Raw genomic sequence first — 21,109 nt, forward strand, 5'->3', positions numbered from 1 at the left:
ACTATTCCAGTGGAGCAGTGCGAAATGAACATAAATGACCTGATTAACAGCATGACGCCGGAAGTGTATCAGCGGCTGGTCACCGCCGTTGAGCTGGGCAAATGGCCCGATGGCGTGGCGTTAACTGACGAGCAAAAAGCCAACAGCATGCAGCTGGTGATGCTGTGGCAGACGCGCCACAACCACAACCCGGACCATATGTCGATTGGCATCGACGGCCAGATTGTGATGAAAAGTAAGCAGCAGTTTAAAGAAGAGTTCGGGATTGTTCCGCCGACCATTGCGAAGATGCGCCCCGAATAACAAAAGGCCCCGCGGCGGGGCCCTGTTTCAGGCCTGCGTTTCCAGCCAGTCATCCAGCGTAAACAGCGTTGCGCCTTCCGCCGCCATTTCCATAAACGCGTGGGCGCTGTCCTGCGGATTCAGGTTTACCCCCCGGCAGCCGTCGGTAATCACGTTGACCGTATACCCGAGCTTTAGCGCATCCAGTACCGTGAATTTTACGCAGTAATCTGTCGCCAGCCCCATAATTATCAGCTCTTTGATGCCGTGATGGCGCAGCCATTCGTCCAGCGCGGTTTTCTGACGATGTTCGTTATCAAAAAAAGCGCTGTAGCTGTCGATCAGCGGGTTCTCGCCTTTGTGGAACACCGCGTCGATGGCTTTCTGATTCAGCAGCGGATGCAGTTCCGCGCCCTCGGTGAACTGTACACAGTGATCCGGCCACCAGGTTTGTGGAAACCCGTCCAGCTCGCCCTGAGTAAACGGCTCGGCGTTATGCTGGCTGGCAAAACTGCCGTGATCCGCCGGGTGCCAGTCCTGGCTGGCTAAAATCGCGTCGCCGCGCGTGCGGCTCCAGTCGATCAGGCGATTAGCGATATCCACCGTGCTGTCGCCTTCCGCGACCGCCAGCGCGCCCCCCGCGCAGAAATCGTTCTGCAAATCCACCAGCAGCAGTGCGCGCTGGGTCATGATGGTAACGTTATTCATCAGGCGTGAGTTCTCCTCGCAGGTTTTGCATCATTGCTTGCCGAATGGCCGATGCGTTTAATCCCTGGCTTAATAAAAAATGTAACTTGGTCAGCGTCGCTTCCACGGTCATATCAAAACCGCCGATGACACCCGCCTGGGCCAGCGCGTTACCCGTGGCGTAGCCGCCCATATTCACTTTACCGGACATGCACTGGGTGAGATTCACCACCACGATCCCGCGTTCGCTGGCTTCCTGCAGCTCTTTAAGGAACTCCTGATTCTGCGGCGCGTTGCCGACGCCATAAGAGCGCAGGATCAGCGCTTTTACCGGCTGACGCAGGAAATTGCGCACCACATCAGCGGAAATCCCCGGATAAATAGTCACCACGCCAATCGGCTGCGGGGTGATCGGGTGAACAATCAGCGGCCCGTCGCCGTGCGGCGCGGCAGGCGTATTCAGCTTGCGAATATGAATGCCCGCCTCCAGCAGCGGCGACAGGTTAGGGGAGGCAAAGGCATTAAATCCGTCGGCATGGGCTTTGGTGGTGCGGTTGCCGCGATACAGGCAGTTATTGAAGAACAGCGTGACTTCGCTGATGGGGTAGTTGGCCGCCACGTACAGCGCGTTCAGCAGGTTAATCTGCCCGTCAGAGCGCAGCTCCGCCAGCGGGATTTGCGACCCGGTGACGATCACCGGCTTACTGAGATTCTCCAGCATAAATGACAGCGCCGAGGCGGTAAACGCCATGGTGTCCGTGCCGTGCAGGATCACAAAGCCGTCGTACTGGTCGTAGTTGACGTTGATATCGTCGGCGATGTGCTGCCAGTCTTCCGGCGTCATATCCGACGAATCCATCAGCGGCTGATATTCGTGGATGGTGAAGTCGGGCATTTCCGGGCGATGGAACTCGGGCATCAGCGCCAGCTGGCGCTGCAAATGGCCGGAAACAGGAATATAACCCTGTTCGGAACGCTGCATACCGATGGTGCCGCCGGTATAGGCAACGTAAATCGATTTCTTGGACATGGTATTGAGTTCGTTGAGGATAAACACGCGAAGTATATACGATGCGCGCCCTGGATTGGACGTGAAAAAAAGCCCGGCACTGCCGGGCTGGATGAAGTTAGCGAACGTCGCCGCAGGTTAAGCAGAACGCGTAGCGGTGGCGCGGGTCGTTAAACGCCGCCAGTTTATCGGTTTCCGTTTTCACCGCGCTGGCCGCCTGCACGACCGGCGCAGGGAGGTAAGCCTGGATCGCTTCAGGCAGCATCGCGCGCACTGAACCGGTCATGCTGGCGAATACGGTATCCATAAAGGTCGGCTCGTCCTGATAGAAGTCCGCATGCCACTGTTTGAGTTTCGCCAGCTCTGCCGCTTTATGCAGCGCATCGTCGAAATCCCCCAGACTGTCGACCAGACCGTTGGCCTTCGCGTCCTGGCCGGTCCACACGTGGCCCTGGGCGATGCTGTCGATCTGCTGCGGCGTTTTGTTGCGCGACTGGGCCACCAGATTGATAAAGCGCTGATAACCGTTTTCGATAGTCAATTGCATCAACTGCTGCACTTCCTGCGGCAGCGCTTTCGTCACCGACACATCCGCCAGTGCTGAAGTTGCCACGCCGTCAGTATGCACGCCGATGGAACTCAGGCTGTCTTCCACGGTGTTGATCACGCCGAAGATGCCGATGGAGCCGGTGAGCGTGCTGGGGTTGGCCATAATGTAGTTGGCCGGGGTGGAAATCCAGTAACCGCCGGATGCCGCCATACCGCCCATGGAAACCACCACCGGTTTGCCCGCCGCTTTCGCCGCCGCCAGCTCTTCGCGTATCACTTCTGATGCCGAGACGCTGCCGCCCGGGCTGTTAACCCGCAGCACTATCGCTTTGACTTTCGGGTCCAGACGCGCATCGCGGATCTGCGAGGCGGTGGTATCGCCGCCCACGTTGCCCGGGGTTTCTTCACCGTCCATGATGGCGCCGTTTGCGAACACCACGGCAATCGCATCGCCCTGTTCGGACCGCTTATTCAGCTGATAATCGTAGAAGCTGGTGGCGCTGTAGTTCTTATCCTTTTTGCTCCAGCCGAACTGTTTGCTGAGTGATTTTTCCACCTCGGCGCTCGAACCCAGTGCATCCACCAGTTTATTGTCGAGCGCGTACTTCGCGGTATCGCCGCCGTTCTGCTGTAAGCCTGCCAGCAATGCCGCTGCGCCGGGGAATACCTGATTCGGCTGGATCTGGCGGTTTGCCGCAATAGTCGCCAGATAGTTCTGCCACAGCTCGCCAATCCAGCGGCTGTCGGCGTCGCGCGCTTCCGGGGACATATCGTCACGGATAAACGGTTCCACCGCCGATTTATAGGTGCCGACGCGGAATACGTGCGTGGTGACCTTCAACTTATCCAGCAGCGATTTGTAATACAGACCGTTAGTGGCGAAACCGTGCAAATCAACGGTGCCCTGCGGGGAGAGCCAGATTTTATTGGCGAAGCTTGCCAGGTAGTATTGCCCCTGACTGTAGCTGTCGCCGGTGGCGATCACCGGCTTGCCGCTGTCGCGGAACTCGCGCAGCGCCTTGCCGATATACTGCATCGACGGCTGATCGGCTCCGGCGAAATCACGTAAATCGAGCACAATACCGGTAATGTTGCGGTCGTCTTTCGCCTGACGAATGGCGTCGACGATATCGAACAGCGAGTTTTCCTGAAGCCGGTCGGAGGAGGCGCCAAACAGCTGGCGGCCAATCACGCCGAGCTTATTGCTCACCGAGGGCTTATCCACCACCACGCCGCTGATATCCAGCAGCAGCGCGCCGCGCGACGGCTCGGCAGGGGAGTTGCTCATTTGCAGCCAAATCCCGACGCCCACCAGCACCAGCAAAATAAAGAACAGATTGAGCACCAGTTCCCTGATGAAATTAAGCAGACGCCAGGTCCACTTGAAAAAACCGGCAAAAATACGCCAAAGGGTGCGCATGGATTCTCCCTGAAGGTGATTAACAAGATCTCGGTTCGCACTATGCGGAACGTTTAGCAAGAAGGGTATCCTAAATTTTGCGATCGCGCTTGTCAGCCGCAATCACCCGCTAAGCTGTAACAAACTGAGGGCGTGTGTTAATTTTGTGTAAGAAAATCACTGATGGAGCCGGAAAATGGATGCATTAGACCTGTTAGTTAACCGCCGCAGCGCTTCCCGCCTGGTGGAACCCGCCCCGCAGGGCGAGCAGCGTGAAAACATTATCCGCGCCGCAATGCGCGCACCGGATCACGGCACGCTACAGCCGTGGCGCTTCTTTATGATCGAGGGCGAAGGCCGCGAACGCTTCAGCCAGTTGCTGGAAAAGGCGGCGCGCGAAAGCGGGCTGGACGACAAAGCGATTGAAAAAGCGCGCAGCGGGCCGTTCCGCGCCCCGTTAATTGTCACCGTAGTGGCGAAATGCGAAGCGCACCCTAAAGTGCCGCAGTGGGAACAGCTGCTGTCAGCCGGTTGCGCAGTCATGGCGATGCAGATGGCGGCGCTGGCGCAGGGCTTTAACGGTATCTGGCGCAGCGGCCCGATGACCGACAACCCGCAGGTGCGTGAAGCCTTTGAATGCCGCGAGCAGGACAAAATCGTCGGTTTCCTGTATCTCGGCACGCCGCAGTTGAAGGCCTCAACCACCACCAGCATCCCCGACACTTCCCCGTTCGTCCGCCAGTTTTGACGATTCTGTCTGGATTGTGAGCGAAAGCCTCGCAATTCAGACGGACCTACTTACCTCCGGATACTTCTGGCGCTACCATAGACAGCCTGTATGACATGAAGCGTCAACTATCGACAGGAGATGTCCATGAACCAAGCTATTCGCCTGACCCAGTACAGCCACGGCGCTGGGTGTGGCTGTAAAATTTCCCCGAAAGTACTGGAAACCATTCTGCACAGCAATCAGGCCAAATTTATTGACCCGCAGCTTTTAGTGGGCAATGAAACCCGCGACGACGCGGCGGTGTACGATCTGGGGAACGGCACCTGCGTGATTAGCACCACCGACTTCTTTATGCCGATTGTTGACGACCCGTTCGATTTTGGCCGTATCGCCGCAACAAACGCCATCAGCGACATTTTCGCGATGGGCGGCAAGCCGATTATGGCGATTGCCATTCTGGGTTGGCCGGTCGATAAACTGGCTCCGGAAATCGCCGCCCAGGTGATTGAAGGCGGTCGTCACGCGTGCCAGCAGGCGGGGATTGCGCTGGCGGGCGGTCACTCCATCGACGCGCCGGAGCCGATCTTCGGGTTAGCGGTCACCGGCGTCGTGCCCACCGAGCGCGTTAAGCGCAACAGCACCGCCACCGCGGGGTGCAAACTCTATCTCACCAAACCGCTGGGCATTGGCGTGCTGACCACCGCCGGGAAAAAGAACCTGCTGCGCGATGAGCACGCCGGGCTGGCGACGGAAGTGATGTGCCAGATGAACAAGGCAGGGGCGGATTTCGCCAACATCGACGGCGTTAAGGCCATGACCGACGTCACCGGCTTCGGCCTGCTGGGCCACCTGAGCGAAGTGTGCCAGGGCGCGGGCCTGCAGGCGGAAATCTGGTATCAGGACGTGCCGAAGCTGCCGGGCGTGGAAGAGTACATCGCGAAAGGCTGCGCGCCGGGCGGTTGCAGCCGCAACTTCGCCAGCTACGGTCATTTGATGGGCGACATGCCGCCGCACTGGCGCGATCTGCTGTGCGATCCGCAAACCTCCGGCGGGCTGTTACTGGCGGTCGAGCCGGGCGCTGAACGGGATGTGGCCGACGTCGCGGCCCGTCACGGCATTACCCTGACCGCCATCGGCGAACTGAAAACCGCCCGTGGCGGTCGCCCGATGATCGAGATCCGCTAACACAATGCGGTTATTTATTGCCGAAAAACCCAGCCTCGCCCGCGCCATAGCCGATGTGCTGCCCAAACCCCATCGGCGGGGGGAGGGCTATATCGCCTGCGGCAACGACCAGGTCGTGACCTGGTGCGTGGGCCACCTTCTGGAGCAGGCGCAGCCGGACGCGTATGACAGCCGCTACGCCCGCTGGAATCTGGCCGATTTGCCTATCGTTCCGCAGAAATGGCAGCTTCAGCCGCGTCCGTCAGTGGCGAAACAGCTTAACGTGATCAAGAAACTGCTCTCCGACGCCAGCGAAGTGGTCCACGCCGGTGACCCGGATCGCGAAGGGCAACTATTGGTGGATGAAGTGCTGGATTATCTGGCGCTCTCTCCGGAGAAACGTAAACAGGTGCAGCGCTGCCTGATTAACGATCTCAACCCCCAGGCGGTGGAGCGGGCGATCTCCCGGTTGCGTTCCAACAGCGAGTTTGTCCCGCTGTGCGTATCGGCACTGGCCCGCGCCCGCGCCGACTGGCTGTACGGCATCAACATGACCCGCGCCTGGACGTTATTAGGCCGCAACGCGGGCTATCAGGGCGTATTGTCGGTGGGCCGGGTGCAAACCCCGGTGTTAGGGCTGGTGGTACGGCGCGATGAAGAGATCGAAAACTTTGTCGCTAAAGACTATTTCGAAGTGAAAGCGCATATCGTCACGCCGAAAGAGGAGCGCTTTGTGGCGGTGTGGCAGCCCAGCGAAGCCTGCGAGCCGCATCAGGATGAAGAGGGGCGTTTGCTCAACCGGGCGCTGGCTGAGCATGTGGTAAAGCGCATTGCAGGCCAGCCGGCGGACGTCACGTCCTACGCCGACAAGCGTGAAAGCGAACCCGCGCCGCTGCCGTTTTCTCTGTCAGCGCTGCAAATCGAGGCGGCCAAACGCTTCGGCCTGAGCGCTCAGAACGTGCTGGATATCTGCCAGAAGCTGTACGAAACCCACAAACTGATTACCTATCCGCGCTCGGATAGCCGCTATCTGCCAGAGGAGCACTTTGCCGGGCGCCACGCGGTGATCAACGCCATCAGCGTTCACGGGAAAGATTTACTGCCGCAGCCTGCGGTGGATGCCGATCTGCGCAACCGCTGCTGGGACGATAAAAAAGTCGATGCCCACCACGCTATTATCCCGACCGCGCGCAGTTCCGGCGTGTCGCTGTCCCAGGATGAGGCGAAGATCTACAACCTGATCGCCCGCCAGTATCTGATGCAGTTTTGCGCCGACGCGGTGTTTCGCAAATGCACCATTGAGCTGGATATCGCAGGCGGCAAGTTTATCGCCAAAGCGCGTTTTCTGGCGGAAGCGGGCTGGCGCACGCTGCTGGGGGCCAAAGAGCGTGATGAGGATAACGACGGTACGCCGCTGCCGGTGGTGGCGAAAAGCGACACGTTGCTGTGCGAGCACGGCGAAGTGGTGGAGCGGCAAACCCAGCCGCCGCGCCACTTCACCGACGCCACGCTGCTGTCGGCTATGACCGGTATCGCGCGCTTCGTGCAGGATAAAGATCTGAAAAAGATCCTGCGCGCCACCGATGGATTAGGCACCGAAGCCACGCGCGCCGGGATCATCGAACTGCTGTTTAAACGCAGCTTCCTGGTGAAAAAGGGCCGTTACATTCACTCGACCGAAGCAGGACGCGCGCTGATCCACTCTCTGCCGGAGCAGGCCGCCAGGCCGGATATGACCGCGCACTGGGAGTCGGTGCTGACGCAGATCAGCGAAAAACAGCGTCGCTACCAGGACTTTATGGAGCCGCTGGTGCAAACCCTGTACTCGCTTATCGACCAGGCCCGCGTCACGCCGGTGCGGCAGTTTCGCGGCCTGATTGCCCCGCAAACCAAAGGTGAAGGGAAACCCCGCTACGCCAAACGGAAAAAGAAACCGGACGCGCCTTCTTCTCAAAGTGCGGCAGGCTGAGCGTTAAGCCTGCAGGACCCGGCTATACTGGCGCGGCACATTATCACCACAGGGCGTGAACAGATGGACAACGAAGCAAAGGTGTTGCAACTGATGGAGCAGGCCGGAAAACCGGTGTCGGCGGGGGAAATTGAAAAGCTGAGCGGCCTGGACCGCAAGGTCATTGATAAGGCGTTCAAAAACCTGAAAGAGCAGGGGAAGATCGTTTCTCCGGTTCGCTGTAAATGGCAACCTGCCTGACCAGTATGCCGCCTGCCGTTACGCAGGCGGCATTTTTGGTTAAATCACGCCCTGAGCAAACATTGCGTCGGCGACTTTCACAAACCCGGCGATATTCGCGCCGCGCACGTAGTTAACCTGCTTATCCTGTTCGCCCCACGCCACGCAGGCCTGGTGAATATCCAGCATGATGTGATGCAAACGGGTATCGACTTTTTCCGCTTTCCAGCCCATGCGCGCGGCGTTTTGCGCCATTTCCAGGCCAGAAGTCGCCACACCGCCCGCGTTGGCGGCTTTGCCTGGCGCAAACAGCACGCCTGCTTCGAGGAACAGATCGGTGGCTTCGATGGTGGTCGGCATGTTTGCGCCTTCCGCCACCACCTTCACGCCGTTGGCAATCAGGGTACGCGCGGCATCGGTATCCAACTCGTTCTGGGTCGCGCACGGCAGGGCGATATCCACCGGCACGCCCCACGGCTGCTTGCCTTCCAGATAGGTCAGGCCGAACTCGCGGGCGTAATCGGCGACGCGGCCATCGCGGCTGGCTTTGATTTCACACAGGCGGTCGAGTTTTTCCTGGGTGAAACCGGCTTCGTCGACCACGGTGCCGTTAGAGTCCGAGGCGGTGATCACCCGCGCGCCGAACGCCATCGCTTTCTCGATGGCATATTGCGCCACGTTGCCGGATCCGGAGACCGCTACGCGCATCCCTTCCATCCCCAGGCCGTGCTGTTTCAGCATCGCATCGACAAAATAAATTAATCCGTAGCCGGTGGCTTCCGGGCGAATCAGACTGCCGCCGAACGACAGGCCTTTGCCGGTAAACACGCAGGCGGTGTTATTGGAGAGCTTTTTCATCATCCCCGCCATATAGCCCACTTCACGGCCGCCGACGCCGATATCGCCCGCAGGCACATCGGTATCCGCGCCCAGATGGCGATACAGCTCGGTCATCAGCGCCTGGCAGAAACGCATGATTTCGCCGTCGCTTTTGCCCTTCGGATCGAAATCGCTGCCGCCCTTGCCGCCGCCCATGGGCAGGGTGGTCAGGGCGTTTTTAAACGTTTGCTCAAAGCCGAGGAACTTAAGGATCGACAGGTTCACCGTCGGGTGAAACCGCATCCCGCCCTTGAACGGGCCGATAGCGGAGTTAAACTGCACGCGCCACGCGCGGTTAACCTGCACCTGGTTGCGGTCATCCACCCACACCACGCGGAACTGGATCACGCGCTCCGGCTCGACCAGGCGCTCCAGCAGCGCGTTGTTGCGATAGCGCGGGTTCTGTTCAATGAACGGCCACAGCGTGGTCATGACTTCCCGAACGGCCTGTGCAAATTCAACCTGGTGCGGATCGCGCGCGGCAACGGTATTGAGAAACTGCGCCAATGATAAAGTCTGTCCCATAAACCATAAGCTCCTGCTATGAAGGATTGATTTTATTTGTAATATTCCTGCATAAAAATGCAGCATAAAAGACTATACCATCGACGGTCGGCCTGAAATCAAGCAAAAATTCACCCCTGGACGGGATTTTTTTCAGCCAGCCATTAGAAAAAATGATGGCAAAAAACAGGGCTTTTCGACCCACGAGGCGGGGGCGCTGCGGCTATATTATTAACAATAACGCGGGGTTACCCGGCTGCAAAAAAGGAACAGACAATGAAGAGAGTATTCGCGGCGGCGTTAGCGCTGACTCTGGCACTGCCGGCGGCGGCAGAACGCTATCGCCCGGATGTGGAGGTTAACGTGCCCGCCGAAGTGTTCAGTTCCGGCGGGCAACGGGCGCAGCCCTGCAATCAGTGCTGCGTTTATCAGGATCAAAACTATTCCGAAGGGGCGGTCATTAAAGCGGAAGGCGTGCTGTTGCAGTGCCAGCGGGATGATAAAACCCTCAGCACCCATCCGCTGGTGTGGCGGCGCGTAAAGCCATAAACGCGTTTAACAGCGGGATATCCGCCGGGGCCAGCGGGTAACGGCTGGCTTCGTCAGGGAAGCACCATACCAGAGCGCTGTGGCTCAGCTGCTGCAATTCCCCCTCCCACCGCGGCACATGCCAGGCGTGAAGATGAATAATTCGCCCGCTGACCGGCCAGCTGTAGCTTGCCACATAGCGCGCGGGCGCGGCGTCAATCGCCAGCTCTTCGCGCAGTTCGCGAATTAACGCCTCACGCTGGCTTTCGCCCGCTTCTGTTTTTCCACCGGGAAATTCCCACAGGCCCGGCTGGTCGCCTTCAGGCGGGCGCTGGGCCAGCAGGATTTTCCCGTCGCGCTCCAGAATGGCGGCCACCACATCGATTTCTTTCATTACTGACTCCGCCATCCCGGGGGTTAGAACCTGAAGGTCGCCCACACCGGCGCGTGATCGGACGGCTTTTCCATGCTGCGGATATCGTAGTCGATGCCGGTTTCCACGCAGCGCTGGGCCAGCGGATGGCTCGCCAGCAGCAGGTCGATACGCAGGCCGCGGTTGTCATCAAACCCGCGCGAGCGGTAATCGAACCACGAGAAGCGATCCTGGGTTTCCGGGTTGGCGTGACGGAAGGTGTCCACCAGCCCCCAGTTCAGCAGGCGGCCCAGCCATTCGCGCTCTTCCGGCAGGAATGAGCATTTGCCGGTGCGCAACCAGCGTTTGCGGCTGTCTTCGCCGATGCCGATATCCAGATCCGTGGGGCTAATATTCATATCGCCCATAATCAACACCGGATTCTCTTTGGTCAGTTCGGTTTCCAGCACCTGTTGCAGGTTCTGGTAAAACTTCTCTTTGGCCGGGAATTTGGTGGGATGGTCGCGGCTTTCGCCCTGGGGGAAATAGCCGTTAATCACCGTCAGATTGCCGAGCGGCGACGGAATTTCGGCAATGATAATGCGACGCTGGGCTTCTTCGTCGTCATCCGGGAAGCCGCGACGCACCGCTACCGGCGTCTCTTTAGTCAGCAGCGCCACGCCGTAATGGCCTTTCTGGCCGTGATAAAACACGTTGTAGCCCAGCTTCGCCACCTCTTCGAGGGGAAACATATCGTCGTGGACTTTGGTTTCCTGCAAACCGATCACATCGGGCTGGTGTTTTTCAACGATCGCTTCAAGTTGATGAGGGCGGGCGCGCAGGCCGTTGATATTAAAAGAGACGAATTTCATAGTCGCTGCCGTTACTAGAGCAATAAGTGGCAGGATGGTAGCAGAAATCGAGCCCGTATGCCTGCTGTTGTGCAACGCCCTTTTTCGGGCGCGAAAAGCACCAAAATGGCGCGTATTGCCCTGAAAAAGCGCTTACCGCCTGAGCAAATCCCATCTGCGATCACAAATCCAGAATTATATTTTATCGATGAATAATATCTCGGCAAATCGTGATGCGCAGGCCGCTTTATCAGATAGTTATTCACTATTTATGCACTTTAAGTGAATAATGCTGGTTTTTAAGTGATTGATATTGCTTCTTAAATCCCTCGTTATGCATTTTTACCGCTGGCTGGCACGAAGTCTGCAATCTACATTCAGGGTGCAAACACATCATATTCATTAACATTTAAACAACCATTAATTTACCAGTGAGGTCGCTATGTCTTCGTCAATCACCCGCCAGAACTTTGATGAATGGATGATTCCGGTTTACGCACCGGCGCCTTTTGTGCCGGTTCGGGCAGAGCGATCCACGCTGTGGGATCAGCAGGGCAAATCCTACATTGATTTTGCCGGCGGCATCGCAGTCAACGCGCTGGGCCATGCTAACCCTGAACTGCGCAAGGCGCTGGAAGAGCAGGCCGGGAAGCTGTGGCACACCGGCAACGGCTATACCAACGAACCGATTTTGCGGCTGGCGAAGCAACTGATTGACGCCACCTTTGCCGATCGGGTGTTCTTCTGCAACTCCGGCGCGGAGGCCAACGAAGCGGCGCTGAAGCTGGCGCGTAAGTATGCCCACGACGTCTACGGCCCGCAGAAAAGCGGCATCGTGGCGTTCAAAAACGCTTTCCATGGACGCACCCTGTTTACCGTGACCGCGGGCGGCCAGCCCGCTTATTCGCAGGACTTCGCGCCGCTGCCGCCGGATATCTCCCACGCGGTATATAACGATCTGCAATCCGCCGCCGCGCTGATTGACGACAACACCTGCGCGGTGATCGTCGAGCCGATTCAGGGCGAGGGCGGCGTGGTGCCCGCAGAGCCCGCTTTCCTGAAGGGGCTGCGCGAGCTGTGCGATCGCCACAACGCGCTGCTGATTTTTGATGAAGTGCAAACCGGCGTGGGCCGCACTGGCGCGCTGTATGCCTATATGCACTACGGCGTGACGCCGGACGTGCTGTCCACCGCGAAAGCGCTGGGGGGCGGCTTCCCGATTGGCGCAATACTGACCCGCGAACAGTTCTCCCGCTCGATGACCGTCGGCACTCACGGCACCACCTACGGCGGCAACCCGCTGGCGGGCGCGGTGGCCGGTAAGGTGCTGGAAATCGTCAACACCCCGGATGTGCTGAACGGCGTCAAGCAGCGCCACGACGCCATCGTGGAGCAAATCGAGGCCATCAACCGTCAGCACGGGCTGTTTAAAGCGGTGCGCGGCGTCGGTCTGCTGATCGGCTGTGTGCTGAGCGACAACTACGCCGGCCGCGCCAAAGAGATTTCCCAACTGGCGGCGGAAGAGGGCGCGATGGTGCTGATCGCCGGTGCCAGCGTGGTGCGCTTCGCGCCGTCGCTGATTATCAGCGCGGAGGAAATCAGCACCGGCCTCGAACGCTTTGCCCGCGCCTGCGAGCGCCTGATCGCGAAGACGCCAACATGATGGTGATCCGCCCCATTGAACGCAATGACCTGGGGCCATTGCTGAAACTGGCCGGGAAAACCGGCGGCGGGTTGACCTCGCTGCCGGCGGATGAGGCGACCCTGAGCGCGCGTATCGAGCGCTCCCTCGCTACCTGGCAGGGCAGCTTGCCGAAGGGCGATCAGGGCTACGTATTCGTGCTGGAAGAGGCTACTACCGGCAGCGTGGTGGGCATCTGCGCCATCGAAGTGGCGGTGGGCCTTAACGACCCCTGGTACAACTACCGGGTCGGCACCCTGGTGCACGCCTCTAAAGAGCTTAACGTCTATAACGCGCTGCCGACGCTGTTTCTCAGCAACGACCACACCGGCAGCAGCGAGCTTTGCACCCTGTTTCTTGATCCGGACTGGCGCAAAGAGGGCAACGGCTACCTGCTGTCTAAATCGCGCTTTATGTTTATGGCCGCGTTTCGCGACCGCTTTAACGACAAGGTGGTGGCCGAGATGCGCGGGGTGATTGACGAGCACGGCTACTCGCCGTTCTGGGAAAGCCTCGGCCAGCGCTTTTTCTCGATGGCGTTCAGCCGCGCCGACTATCTGTGCGGCACCGGGCAAAAAGCCTTTATTGCCGAGCTAATGCCCAAGCACCCCATTTATACCCACTTTCTGACGCCGGAGGCGCAGGCGGTGATCGGCCAGGTGCATCCGCAAACCGCGCCCGCTCGCGCCGTACTGGAGAAAGAGGGGTTCCGCTATCGCGACTACATCGACATCTTCGACGGCGGCCCGACTCTGGAGTGCGATATCGACCGGGTGCGGGCGATCCGCAAAAGCCGACTGGTTGAGGTGGCGGAAGGCCAGCCCGCCGTGGGCGAGGAGCTGCCCGCCTGTATGGTCGCCAATGAAAAATACGACATGTTCCGCGTAATACTGATCCGCGCCAACCCGGATACCCCGCGTCTGGTGCTGGATGCCGCCACGCTGGATGCCCTTAAATGCCAGCCCGGCGATACCGTGCGGCTGGTGCGTTTATGCGCCGAGGAGAAAAAATGATGAGTCTGTGGATTGATGGCGAATGGATTGAAGGCCAGGGAGACGTGCTGGAAAAACATAATCCGGTCACCGGCGACCGTTTGTGGCAGGGCGCGGCAGCCAGCGGCGAACAGGTCCAGCAGGCCTGCTACGCGGCGCGCAATGCTTTCCCGCCCTGGGCGCGCCAGCCGTTTAGCTCACGTCAGGCGATTATTGAGCGCTTCGCCGGGCTGCTGGAAAGCCATAAAAGCGAACTCACCGACATTATCGCCCGGGAAACCGGCAAACCGCGCTGGGAAGCGACCACCGAAGTCGCGGCGATGATCAACAAAATCGCCATTTCGGTGAAGGCGTATCACCTGCGCACCGGCGAACAGGTCACGCCGATGGCGGACGGCGCGGCCTCGCTGCGCCATCGCCCCCACGGCGTGCTCGCCGTCTTCGGCCCCTATAATTTCCCCGGCCATCTGCCTAACGGCCATATCGTGCCGGGGCTGCTGGCAGGTAATACTATCGTCTTTAAGCCCAGCGAAATGACGCCGATGACCGCCGAGCGGGTGGTCAAACTGTGGCAGGAAGCGGGGTTGCCACACGGCGTACTCAACCTGGTGCAGGGCGCGCGCGACACCGGCCAGGCGCTGGCGGCGTCCCCGGACATTGACGGGCTGCTGTTCACCGGCAGCGCCCACACCGGTTATCAGCTTCACCGCCAGCTTGCCGGACAGCCGGAAAAAATCCTGGCGCTGGAGATGGGCGGCAATAACCCGCTGATCGTCGACGATCCGGCGGATATCGACGGCGCGGTGCATTTAACCATCCAGTCGGCGTTTGTCACCGCCGGGCAGCGCTGCACCTGCGCGCGCCGCCTGCTGGTCAAACGCGGCGATCAGGGCGACGCCTTCCTCGCCCGCCTGGTTGAGGTTGCCGCGCGGATCCGTCCGGCGCAGTGGGATGCCGAACCGCAGCCGTTTATCGGCGGGCTAATATCGCCTCAGGCCGCCGGGCGGGTGATCGCCGCCTGGCAGGAACACCTGGCGCGCGGCGGGAAAGCGCTGTTAACGCCTGCGCTGGTGCAGCCTGGCAGTTCGCTGCTGACGCCCGGCATCGTCGAGCTGACCGGGGTGGCGGATGTGCCGGATGAAGAAGTCTTCGGCCCGCTGCTGTGCGTCTACCGCTATGACGACTTCGACGAAGCCATCGCGCTGGCTAACAACACCCGTTATGGCCTGGCGAGCGGGCTGATCTCCCCCCGACGCGAGCATTTTGACCAACTGTTGCTGGAAGCGCGCGCCGGGATCGTCAACTGGAACAAGCCGCTGACCGGGGCCGCCAGCACTGCGCCGTTCGGCGGCGTAGGGGCGTCCGGCAACCATCGCCCCAGCGCCTGGTACGCGGCGGATTACTGCGCCTGGCCGATGGCGACGCTGGAAAGCCCAACCTTCGCCCTGCCGGAAATCTTAAGTCCGGGGCTGGATTTTGGTCGTGAGGAGCAGGCATGAACGCGCGTGAAGTCAATTTCGACGGGCTGGTGGGCCTGACCCACCATTACGCCGGGCTGTCGTTTGGTAATGAAGCCTCCACCAAACACCGTTTTCAGGTGTCCAACCCGAAGCTGGCGGCGAAGCAGGGGCTGATGAAGATGAAAGCGCTGGCGGATAGGGGCTACCCGCAGGGGATCATCCCGCCGCAGGAGCGGCCAAATATCGGCCTGCTACGCCAGCTTGGTTTTGACGGCACCGATCAGCAGGTGGTGGAAAAGGCCTGGAAGCTGGCCCCGGACCTGCTTTCCGCCGCCTGTTCCGCCTCGTCGATGTGGGTCGCCAACGCCGCCACGGTCTGCCCCTCCGCCGACGCGCTGGACGGTCGGGTGCATCTCACCGTCGCCAACCTGAATAATAAACTGCACCGCGCCAGCGAGGCGGTGACCACGGAACGGGTGCTGAACGCCATTTTTAATGACTCACGCTATTTCAGCGTCCACGAGGCGCTGCCGCAGGTGGCGATGCTCGGCGATGAGGGCGCGGCCAACCATAACCGGCTCTCCCATGATTACGGCGATCCGGGCATTCAATTGTTCGTCTATGGCCGCAATGCCATCGGCGGGCAGACGCCCGGGCGCTATCCGGCGCGCCAGACGCTGCAGGCCTCTCAGGCCGTGGCGCGGCTCAACCAGGTCAACCCGGAACAACTCGTATTCGCCCAGCAAAACCCGGCGGTGATCGACCAGGGCGTGTTTCATAACGACGTTATCGCGGTGACCAACCGTCAGGTGCTGTTCGCCCATCAGTCGGCATTTGTCAATCAGGCGGGCTTGTACCAGACCCTGGCGCAAAAGCTGGAGGGCTTTCAGGCCATCGAAGTGCCGGACGATCGCGTTAGCGTGGCGGACGCGGTGGAAACCTATCTGTTTAACAGCCAACTGCTGAGCCGTGAGCAGGGAGACATGATGCTGGTGCTGCCCCAGGAATCCCGGGATCATGCCGGCGTGTGGGGCTATCTGACCGAGCTGGTGGAGTCGCCGGATAATCCGATCAACGAACTGAAGGTTTTCGATCTGCGGGAAAGTATGGCCAACGGCGGCGGCCCGGCCTGCCTGCGGCTGCGGGTGGTGCTGAATCATGCCGAGCGGGCGGCGGTGAATCCCGGCGTGATGATGAATGACGCGCTTTTTACTACCCTTAATCAGTGGGTCGATAAGCACTATCGCGATCGGTTGGTTCAGAGCGATCTCATCGATCCGCAGCTGTTACGCGAAGGGCGCGAAGCGCTCGATGAATTAACGCAGATATTAAAGCTGGGGTCGGTGTACCCGTTCCAGCGCTAAGGTGAAGTTATGCAGGAGTTTTTGGCGTACACCCTGGCTGGCGAAACCCCGGCCAGGCGGTGTGGCGAGACGGCGCAGTTTCGCTGGACGTGGTGGGATGAAGGGGTCGTCGAGCTGGCGCCGCATCACGCAACGCTGCCCGCGCTGGTACTGTCGGCGGGCATTCACGGCAATGAAACTGCCCCGGTTGAAATGCTGGATGCCCTGATGGAGGCGTTGCATCACGGCGATATCGCCCTCGCGCGCCCGTTGCTGGTTATTTTAGGTAATCCGGCCGCCCTGCGCGCCGGCAAGCGCTATCTCACGGATGATATGAACCGCATGTTCAGCGGCCGCTGGCAAAATTTCCCGGAAAGCGGCGAAACCCGGCGCGCCTGCGTGCTTGAGCACTGTGTGGAACGCTTCCTGACCTGCGCAGGACCGGCCTGGCATCTGGATATGCATACCGCGATCCGCAGTTCATATCATCCACGCTTCGGCGTCTTTCCGGCGCGTAAAACCCCTTATGAGAAAGCGTTTTTACGCTGGATGGCCGATGCCGGATTGCAGGCGCTGGTCTTTCATCGCGCCCCCGGCGGCACTTTTACCCACTTCAGCAGCGATCATTTTGACGCGCAAAGCTGCACCCTGGAGTTAGGAAAAGCGCAGCCGTTCGGGCAAAACGATCTCACTCAGTTTGACGTCACCAAAGCGGCGCTGCGGGCGCTGCTGGCAGGGGAGCCCACGGAACCCCTCAATGCTCAGCCGCTGCGCTATGACGTGGTCCGGCAAATCACCCGGCAAAGCGAGGCGTTTGTGCTGCATATGTCGGCCCAGACCCAGAACTTCACCGCTTTTGCCAAAGGCACGCTACTGGCGGAGGATGGCGCAACGGTTTACCGGGTAGAAAACGACACCGAATATGTCCTGTTCCCGAATCCCAACGTGGCGCTCGGCCTGCGGGCCGGGTTAATGCTCAAAGAGATAACCTGACGAAATAATTTCTGCCGGTGCGGATGGTTATTACGCACCGGTACGGCCTTAATCAATTTTTTAATTTTCAACGGTTAGTCAATTTATCCGGATTTATCCTGGTAAGCGCTTTATTTATCAGCAGGCAAACCGTATACTCTCTGCACATTTTCTGCTTTATCAGTCAGTTGAATTATTTTCTTGCCACTCTCCTTGTTTTTTCCTTATTTTCTCCATAATTGATTGATTATTGTTTTTTACACTTTCAATGCTTTACCCAGACTCTGAATACTTGACGTTACACCACGTACACTTATTCTCGTCAACACGGCAACCGTGCCGAAAAATAAACTGAAATAAAGGATAGTGATATGCGTAAATTAACTGCGATTGTAATGGCTACCTCTCTGGCGCTGGGCGCAGCGAATCTGGCGCATGCGGCAGAAACCGCAACCACTGCCACCGCACCGGATACCACCACCGCGCAGCCGTACCACAAAGGCATGCGTGGCCCGCACCATGACATGATGTTTAAAGATCTCAACCTGACCGACGCGCAGAAGCAGCAGATTCGCGACATCATGAAAGCGCAGCGCGATAAAATGAAACGCCCGTCGCTGGATGAGCGTCGCGCTATGCATTCGCTGGTCGCGTCCGATACCTTTGACCGCGCGAAGGCGGAAGAGGCGGTTAACAAGATGGCGGAACAGCATAAAGAGATGATGCTGTCACGCATGGAAACCCAGAACAAAATCTACAACATCCTGACGCCTGAGCAGAAAAAACAGTTTAATGCCAATTTTGAGAAGCGTCTGACAGAACGTCCGGCCAAACCGGGTAAGATGCCAGTGGCTGCTGAATAACCGCTCAGCCAATCCACACAAGACCGCCGGTGTTGTCCATAGCGCAGAAATGGTGCTCTGGACAGTACCGGCGGTTTTACTTTTCCCGTCACGTCTTATCGCCAATCCTCTTCCTTCCTGACGCGCGTAATGTTAACTTTACACGTCTAATCAGAACGTTACCCCAATATCCTTATAATCTGAACACGCAGACCTGAAGCCCGCGCGTTTATTGCCGATAACAAAGGGGTGACATTTTTTGCGTGCGCGGCGTTCGCTCTTTTAGTGCGCTCAGGAGTGGTGATGGAGTATTTCGATTTACAGAAAATGCAGGTGAATCTCTGGCGTAACGGGGCAGGGGAAACCCGTGAAATTTGCTGTTTCCCGCCCGCGACCCGGGATTTTAACTGGCGCGCCAGTATTGCTTCACTCTCCGCCAACGGCGAATTCAGCCAAATCCCCCAGGTTGAACGCACCGTCACGCTGCTGGAAGGCGGCGAACTGACCCTGGACGGCGGCAACGCTTTTCGCCATACGCTGAAACACTACCAGCCATTCAGTTTTTCTGGCGAACAATCGGTACGCGCCGAGCTGAGCGACGGACGCATGTCGATGGATTTCAACATCATTACCCACCGGGATCGCTGCCGCGCAAAAGTGCGCGTTGCCGATCGCACCTTCACCACCTTTGCGCCGCGCGGCGGCATTATCTACGTGCTGAGCGGCGCCTGGCAGCTGGGCGATAAGCTGCTCACCAGCGATCAGGGCGCGTGGTGGGAAGCGGGATGCCATACGCTGCGGTTGCTTAAGGCGGAAGGGCGGCTGCTGTTCAGCGAAATCACCTATCTGTAGCGCTACAGTTCGATAATATCCTGTTCGGCGCGGATCAGCGGGCGGCACAGTATCTTGTAGCCGTCATGATCGAAACCCGGCGAGGCCCGGGTTAAGCGCGCCGCATCCTCAAGACTGTCCACCGTGCCCAGCCATACCCAGTTATCGATAATCAGATACTGGATCATATCGTCAGTCTGCTCTTTCACCGCCACCGGCCCGCGCCACGGCCAGCACACCACCTGAAGGTGGGATAGCGACTCCAGCAGGCGCGCGTTATGGTCATCCACCGGCTCCAGGCCGCAGCAGGCACCGGCGCAGCGTTTCAGCGCCGCACGAAAACAGGCGCGGCCCGCGCTGAGCTTTTCCAGCCCGAGCAGGCCGTGACATAGCCGCTGTTCATCGGCGATGCTTTTCAACTTTTCCAGCGCCGCCCGGCGATTGGCGAACAGCCCGTAGAGATGCGGAGTATGAGAGAAATCCACTTCTTTGGCATACACCACTTCAGGGCGGGAGCCGCTAAGCAGCAGCGAACAGAGCTGGCGATTGCGACGTAGCCGCTTATTGAACAGCGGCTGCTGGGCTTTGATCATCTGCGCTTCCAGCAACAGCGCGCCCAGCTCGCCTGCCGTGCGGGTAAAGGTAATATGCCGCGCCTGGCGCAGCATCGCCGCTTCGCCGGGCGTGCGCAGATGGGACATCACCCTGGCGCGCAGATTAATGCTTTTACCGATATACAGCGGCAGGGTTTCACTTTCGCCATGAAAAATATACACGCCGGGCGCGCGGGGCAGTTCTGCCAGCGACGGGCGTAAATGTTCGGGATACTGATAAATCGCCTCGGCTTCAAAGTCGAGGCGCGGGCTCATGCTGCGTCGGACCACATATAACTCCTGATACTGGTTGCTTGTCCAGTATAACAAGGGATTATGGGTTGAAAAAGCAGCAATCGCAGTTAACGTCGCGTGGCAAGCCAGCAAAGCAGCGATCCGGCTACCACCATCGCCACGCCTTGCCAGAAACTGATGCCCGGGGTTAACCCCAGCCACAGGCTGGCCAACAGTGCGGAGGAGACCGGTGTGAAGTACGACGCAGTTGCCAGTAACGTCATGTTCCCATGGGAAATCCCATGGTTCCAGGCGGAGTAGGCCACGGCGGTGGAGACCCCCATAAAGCACAGTTGCAGGGTGCCGGGAAGGGTAAAAGTCATCGGCCCTTCACTGGATAGCGCGTAGTGGATCCACAGCGCCAGCGCGGTGGCGCAAAAAAACAGCGTGACGCCGCTTTTCCCGTTGCTCCAGCGCCGGGTGAGGTTACAGTACAACGCCCAGGTAATGGCGGCAGCAAAGGCCAACCCATAGGCCAACGGGTTATCCAGAATGTTGCGCCACATTATCATCGGCGACCAGTCGCCATTGCCTTTCATCACCTGCGCCACGCCCGCAATGGCTAACAGCAGCCCCGGCCAGATAAGCCAGGTGCTGCGCTGGTTGTTCATCCACAGCGCGAACAGCACCGTTAAGCTCGGCCACAGGTAATTAATCATCCCCAGCTCCAGCGACTGGCTGCGGTTATGGGCAAAGCCGATGGACAGCGCCAGGCACATTTCATAGGCCACAAACAGCCCGCCGCCCACCAGCGCATAGCGCAGCGGTAAGCCTTCGGGGCGCGGACGTCCCTGCGCCAGCCATAAACAGCAGGCGCTGAGGGTGTAAATCAGGGCAGGGCCGCCCACCGGGCCGAAATGTTCGGCAATGCTGCGGAACAGCCCAACCGAGGTACTCCAGAGTAAAATCGCGATCAGACCAATCAGCGTGGCGCGTGCTACGGGGGTTTGCATAGTCAATCCGTGAAAAAGGCGGCAAC

At 59.1% G+C, this 21,109-nt stretch carries 22 protein-coding genes; 14 read left to right on the top strand and 8 right to left on the bottom strand.

The genetic code is table 11. The features are described from left to right. Window positions 1-24: 24 nt before the first annotated feature. Window positions 25-303, top strand: a complete 279-nt coding sequence (locus tag GV764_RS10110; RefSeq protein WP_161660042.1) for a DUF1315 family protein — start codon at window positions 25-27, stop codon at window positions 301-303. A 27-nt stretch (window positions 304-330) separates the two neighbouring features. Here GV764_RS10110 and pncA read toward each other — a convergent pair whose 3' ends face one another. The 3 genes from pncA to sppA form a co-directional block, all read right to left on the bottom strand. Then, window positions 331-972 carry a bifunctional nicotinamidase/pyrazinamidase gene (pncA, locus tag GV764_RS10115; protein ID WP_161660214.1) on the bottom strand — a complete coding sequence of 214 codons (642 nt, stop codon included), beginning with the start codon at window positions 970-972 and terminating at the stop codon, window positions 331-333. 10 nt (window positions 973-982) lie between these two features. Continuing rightward, window positions 983-1,999, bottom strand: coding sequence for an asparaginase (gene ansA, locus GV764_RS10120; protein WP_161660043.1), 1,017 nt, complete (start codon window positions 1,997-1,999; stop codon window positions 983-985). A gap of 97 nt (window positions 2,000-2,096) precedes the next feature. Beyond that, window positions 2,097-3,947, bottom strand: coding sequence for a signal peptide peptidase SppA (gene sppA / locus GV764_RS10125; protein ID WP_161660044.1), 1,851 nt, complete (start codon window positions 3,945-3,947; stop codon window positions 2,097-2,099). Window positions 3,948-4,122: 175 nt separating this feature from the next. Here sppA and GV764_RS10130 point away from each other — a divergent pair, with 175 nt between their 5' ends. The 4 genes from GV764_RS10130 to GV764_RS10145 all read left to right on the top strand — a co-directional run bounded on the left by GV764_RS10130 (window position 4,123) and on the right by GV764_RS10145 (window position 8,029). After that, window positions 4,123-4,674 carry an NAD(P)H nitroreductase gene (locus GV764_RS10130; RefSeq protein WP_161660045.1) on the top strand — a complete coding sequence of 184 codons (552 nt, stop codon included), beginning with the start codon at window positions 4,123-4,125 and terminating at the stop codon, window positions 4,672-4,674. Between the two features lie 126 nt (window positions 4,675-4,800). Further along, entirely contained in the window at window positions 4,801-5,841 is a 1,041-nt protein-coding gene (selD, locus tag GV764_RS10135) for a selenide, water dikinase SelD (RefSeq protein ID WP_201743139.1), read from the top strand. Window positions 5,842-5,845: 4 nt separating this feature from the next. Continuing rightward, window positions 5,846-7,789, top strand: coding sequence for a DNA topoisomerase III (locus GV764_RS10140; protein WP_161660047.1), 1,944 nt, complete (start codon window positions 5,846-5,848; stop codon window positions 7,787-7,789). Between the two features lie 63 nt (window positions 7,790-7,852). Beyond that, the gene (locus GV764_RS10145; RefSeq protein ID WP_161660048.1) at window positions 7,853-8,029 is read left to right on the top strand and encodes an HTH domain-containing protein; all 177 of its coding nucleotides are present in this window, start codon (window positions 7,853-7,855) and stop codon (window positions 8,027-8,029) included. 39 nt (window positions 8,030-8,068) lie between these two features. Here GV764_RS10145 and gdhA read toward each other — a convergent pair whose 3' ends face one another. Next, window positions 8,069-9,412: an NADP-specific glutamate dehydrogenase gene (gene gdhA / locus GV764_RS10150; RefSeq protein ID WP_161660049.1), complete on the bottom strand. Its 1,344-nt coding sequence runs from the start codon at window positions 9,410-9,412 to the stop codon at window positions 8,069-8,071. Between the two features lie 255 nt (window positions 9,413-9,667). Between gdhA and GV764_RS10155 the strand changes: the two genes are divergently transcribed. Next, a complete protein-coding gene (locus GV764_RS10155; protein WP_161660050.1) occupies window positions 9,668-9,940 on the top strand; it encodes a YnjH family protein in 273 nt (90 codons plus the stop codon). Here the strand turns inward: GV764_RS10155 and GV764_RS10160 are convergent. Further along, entirely contained in the window at window positions 9,900-10,313 is a 414-nt protein-coding gene (locus tag GV764_RS10160; RefSeq protein ID WP_161660051.1) for a pyrimidine (deoxy)nucleoside triphosphate diphosphatase, read from the bottom strand. The genes GV764_RS10155 and GV764_RS10160 overlap by 41 nt on opposite strands. A 23-nt stretch (window positions 10,314-10,336) precedes the next feature. After that, the gene (gene xthA, locus GV764_RS10165; RefSeq protein WP_161660052.1) at window positions 10,337-11,143 is read right to left on the bottom strand and encodes an exodeoxyribonuclease III; all 807 of its coding nucleotides are present in this window, start codon (window positions 11,141-11,143) and stop codon (window positions 10,337-10,339) included. A 57-nt stretch (window positions 11,144-11,200) separates the two neighbouring features. On the opposite strand from xthA, the gene GV764_RS10170 reads away from it, so the two are divergent. The 8 genes from GV764_RS10170 (at window position 11,201) to ves (ending at window position 19,264) form a co-directional block, all read left to right on the top strand. Continuing rightward, window positions 11,201-11,338 (top strand): hypothetical protein, encoded by a 138-nt coding sequence (locus GV764_RS10170; protein WP_161660053.1) that lies wholly within the window; start codon window positions 11,201-11,203, stop codon window positions 11,336-11,338. 226 nt (window positions 11,339-11,564) lie between these two features. Beyond that, a complete protein-coding gene (locus tag GV764_RS10175; protein ID WP_161660054.1) occupies window positions 11,565-12,785 on the top strand; it encodes an aspartate aminotransferase family protein in 1,221 nt (406 codons plus the stop codon). Beyond that, window positions 12,782-13,816 (top strand): arginine N-succinyltransferase, encoded by a 1,035-nt coding sequence (gene astA, locus GV764_RS10180; protein ID WP_161660055.1) that lies wholly within the window; start codon window positions 12,782-12,784, stop codon window positions 13,814-13,816. Before GV764_RS10175 ends, astA begins: the two co-directional genes overlap by 4 nt. Then, on the top strand, window positions 13,816-15,294 hold the full coding sequence (gene astD, locus GV764_RS10185; RefSeq protein WP_161660215.1) for a succinylglutamate-semialdehyde dehydrogenase: 1,479 nt from the start codon (window positions 13,816-13,818) through the stop codon (window positions 15,292-15,294). The genes astA and astD overlap by 1 nt, the downstream gene beginning before the upstream one ends. Then, window positions 15,291-16,619, top strand: coding sequence for an N-succinylarginine dihydrolase (astB, locus tag GV764_RS10190; RefSeq protein ID WP_161660056.1), 1,329 nt, complete (start codon window positions 15,291-15,293; stop codon window positions 16,617-16,619). The genes astD and astB overlap by 4 nt, the downstream gene beginning before the upstream one ends. Window positions 16,620-16,628: 9 nt before the next feature. Then, on the top strand, window positions 16,629-17,591 hold the full coding sequence (gene astE / locus GV764_RS10195) for a succinylglutamate desuccinylase (RefSeq protein WP_161660057.1): 963 nt from the start codon (window positions 16,629-16,631) through the stop codon (window positions 17,589-17,591). Between the two features lie 350 nt (window positions 17,592-17,941). After that, window positions 17,942-18,433, top strand: coding sequence for an ATP-independent periplasmic protein-refolding chaperone Spy (spy, locus tag GV764_RS10200; protein WP_161660058.1), 492 nt, complete (start codon window positions 17,942-17,944; stop codon window positions 18,431-18,433). Between the two features lie 282 nt (window positions 18,434-18,715). Then, on the top strand, window positions 18,716-19,264 hold the full coding sequence (gene ves, locus GV764_RS10205; RefSeq protein WP_161660059.1) for an environmental stress-induced protein Ves: 549 nt from the start codon (window positions 18,716-18,718) through the stop codon (window positions 19,262-19,264). Between the two features lie 2 nt (window positions 19,265-19,266). Here ves and cho read toward each other — a convergent pair whose 3' ends face one another. Then, entirely contained in the window at window positions 19,267-20,127 is an 861-nt protein-coding gene (gene cho / locus GV764_RS10210; RefSeq protein ID WP_161660060.1) for an excinuclease Cho, read from the bottom strand. Between the two features lie 71 nt (window positions 20,128-20,198). Further along, window positions 20,199-21,083: an aromatic amino acid DMT transporter YddG gene (gene yddG / locus GV764_RS10215; protein ID WP_161660061.1), complete on the bottom strand. Its 885-nt coding sequence runs from the start codon at window positions 21,081-21,083 to the stop codon at window positions 20,199-20,201. Window positions 21,084-21,109 lie beyond the last annotated feature (26 nt).

The organism is Atlantibacter hermannii (assembly GCF_009907385.1).
Classification (GTDB): domain Bacteria; phylum Pseudomonadota; class Gammaproteobacteria; order Enterobacterales; family Enterobacteriaceae; genus Atlantibacter; species Atlantibacter hermannii_A.

Bases quoted from the DNA above. Each gene is read 5' to 3' on its own strand.
- GV764_RS10110 (WP_161660042.1), top strand. From the start codon at position 25: ATGAACATAAATGACCTGATTAACAGCATGACGCCGGAAGTGTATCAG.
- pncA (WP_161660214.1), bottom strand. From the start codon at position 972: ATGACCCAGCGCGCACTGCTGCTGGTGGATTTGCAGAACGATTTCTGC.
- ansA (WP_161660043.1), bottom strand. From the start codon at position 1,999: ATGTCCAAGAAATCGATTTACGTTGCCTATACCGGCGGCACCATCGGT.
- sppA (WP_161660044.1), bottom strand. From the start codon at position 3,947: ATGCGCACCCTTTGGCGTATTTTTGCCGGTTTTTTCAAGTGGACCTGG.
- GV764_RS10130 (WP_161660045.1), top strand. From the start codon at position 4,123: ATGGATGCATTAGACCTGTTAGTTAACCGCCGCAGCGCTTCCCGCCTG.
- selD (WP_201743139.1), top strand. From the start codon at position 4,801: ATGAACCAAGCTATTCGCCTGACCCAGTACAGCCACGGCGCTGGGTGT.
- GV764_RS10140 (WP_161660047.1), top strand. From the start codon at position 5,846: ATGCGGTTATTTATTGCCGAAAAACCCAGCCTCGCCCGCGCCATAGCC.
- GV764_RS10145 (WP_161660048.1), top strand. From the start codon at position 7,853: ATGGACAACGAAGCAAAGGTGTTGCAACTGATGGAGCAGGCCGGAAAA.
- gdhA (WP_161660049.1), bottom strand. From the start codon at position 9,412: ATGGGACAGACTTTATCATTGGCGCAGTTTCTCAATACCGTTGCCGCG.
- GV764_RS10155 (WP_161660050.1), top strand. From the start codon at position 9,668: ATGAAGAGAGTATTCGCGGCGGCGTTAGCGCTGACTCTGGCACTGCCG.
- GV764_RS10160 (WP_161660051.1), bottom strand. From the start codon at position 10,313: ATGAAAGAAATCGATGTGGTGGCCGCCATTCTGGAGCGCGACGGGAAA.
- xthA (WP_161660052.1), bottom strand. From the start codon at position 11,143: ATGAAATTCGTCTCTTTTAATATCAACGGCCTGCGCGCCCGCCCTCAT.
- GV764_RS10170 (WP_161660053.1), top strand. From the start codon at position 11,201: ATGCCTGCTGTTGTGCAACGCCCTTTTTCGGGCGCGAAAAGCACCAAA.
- GV764_RS10175 (WP_161660054.1), top strand. From the start codon at position 11,565: ATGTCTTCGTCAATCACCCGCCAGAACTTTGATGAATGGATGATTCCG.
- astA (WP_161660055.1), top strand. From the start codon at position 12,782: ATGATGGTGATCCGCCCCATTGAACGCAATGACCTGGGGCCATTGCTG.
- astD (WP_161660215.1), top strand. From the start codon at position 13,816: ATGAGTCTGTGGATTGATGGCGAATGGATTGAAGGCCAGGGAGACGTG.
- astB (WP_161660056.1), top strand. From the start codon at position 15,291: ATGAACGCGCGTGAAGTCAATTTCGACGGGCTGGTGGGCCTGACCCAC.
- astE (WP_161660057.1), top strand. From the start codon at position 16,629: ATGCAGGAGTTTTTGGCGTACACCCTGGCTGGCGAAACCCCGGCCAGG.
- spy (WP_161660058.1), top strand. From the start codon at position 17,942: ATGCGTAAATTAACTGCGATTGTAATGGCTACCTCTCTGGCGCTGGGC.
- ves (WP_161660059.1), top strand. From the start codon at position 18,716: ATGGAGTATTTCGATTTACAGAAAATGCAGGTGAATCTCTGGCGTAAC.
- yddG (WP_161660061.1), bottom strand. From the start codon at position 21,083: ATGCAAACCCCCGTAGCACGCGCCACGCTGATTGGTCTGATCGCGATT.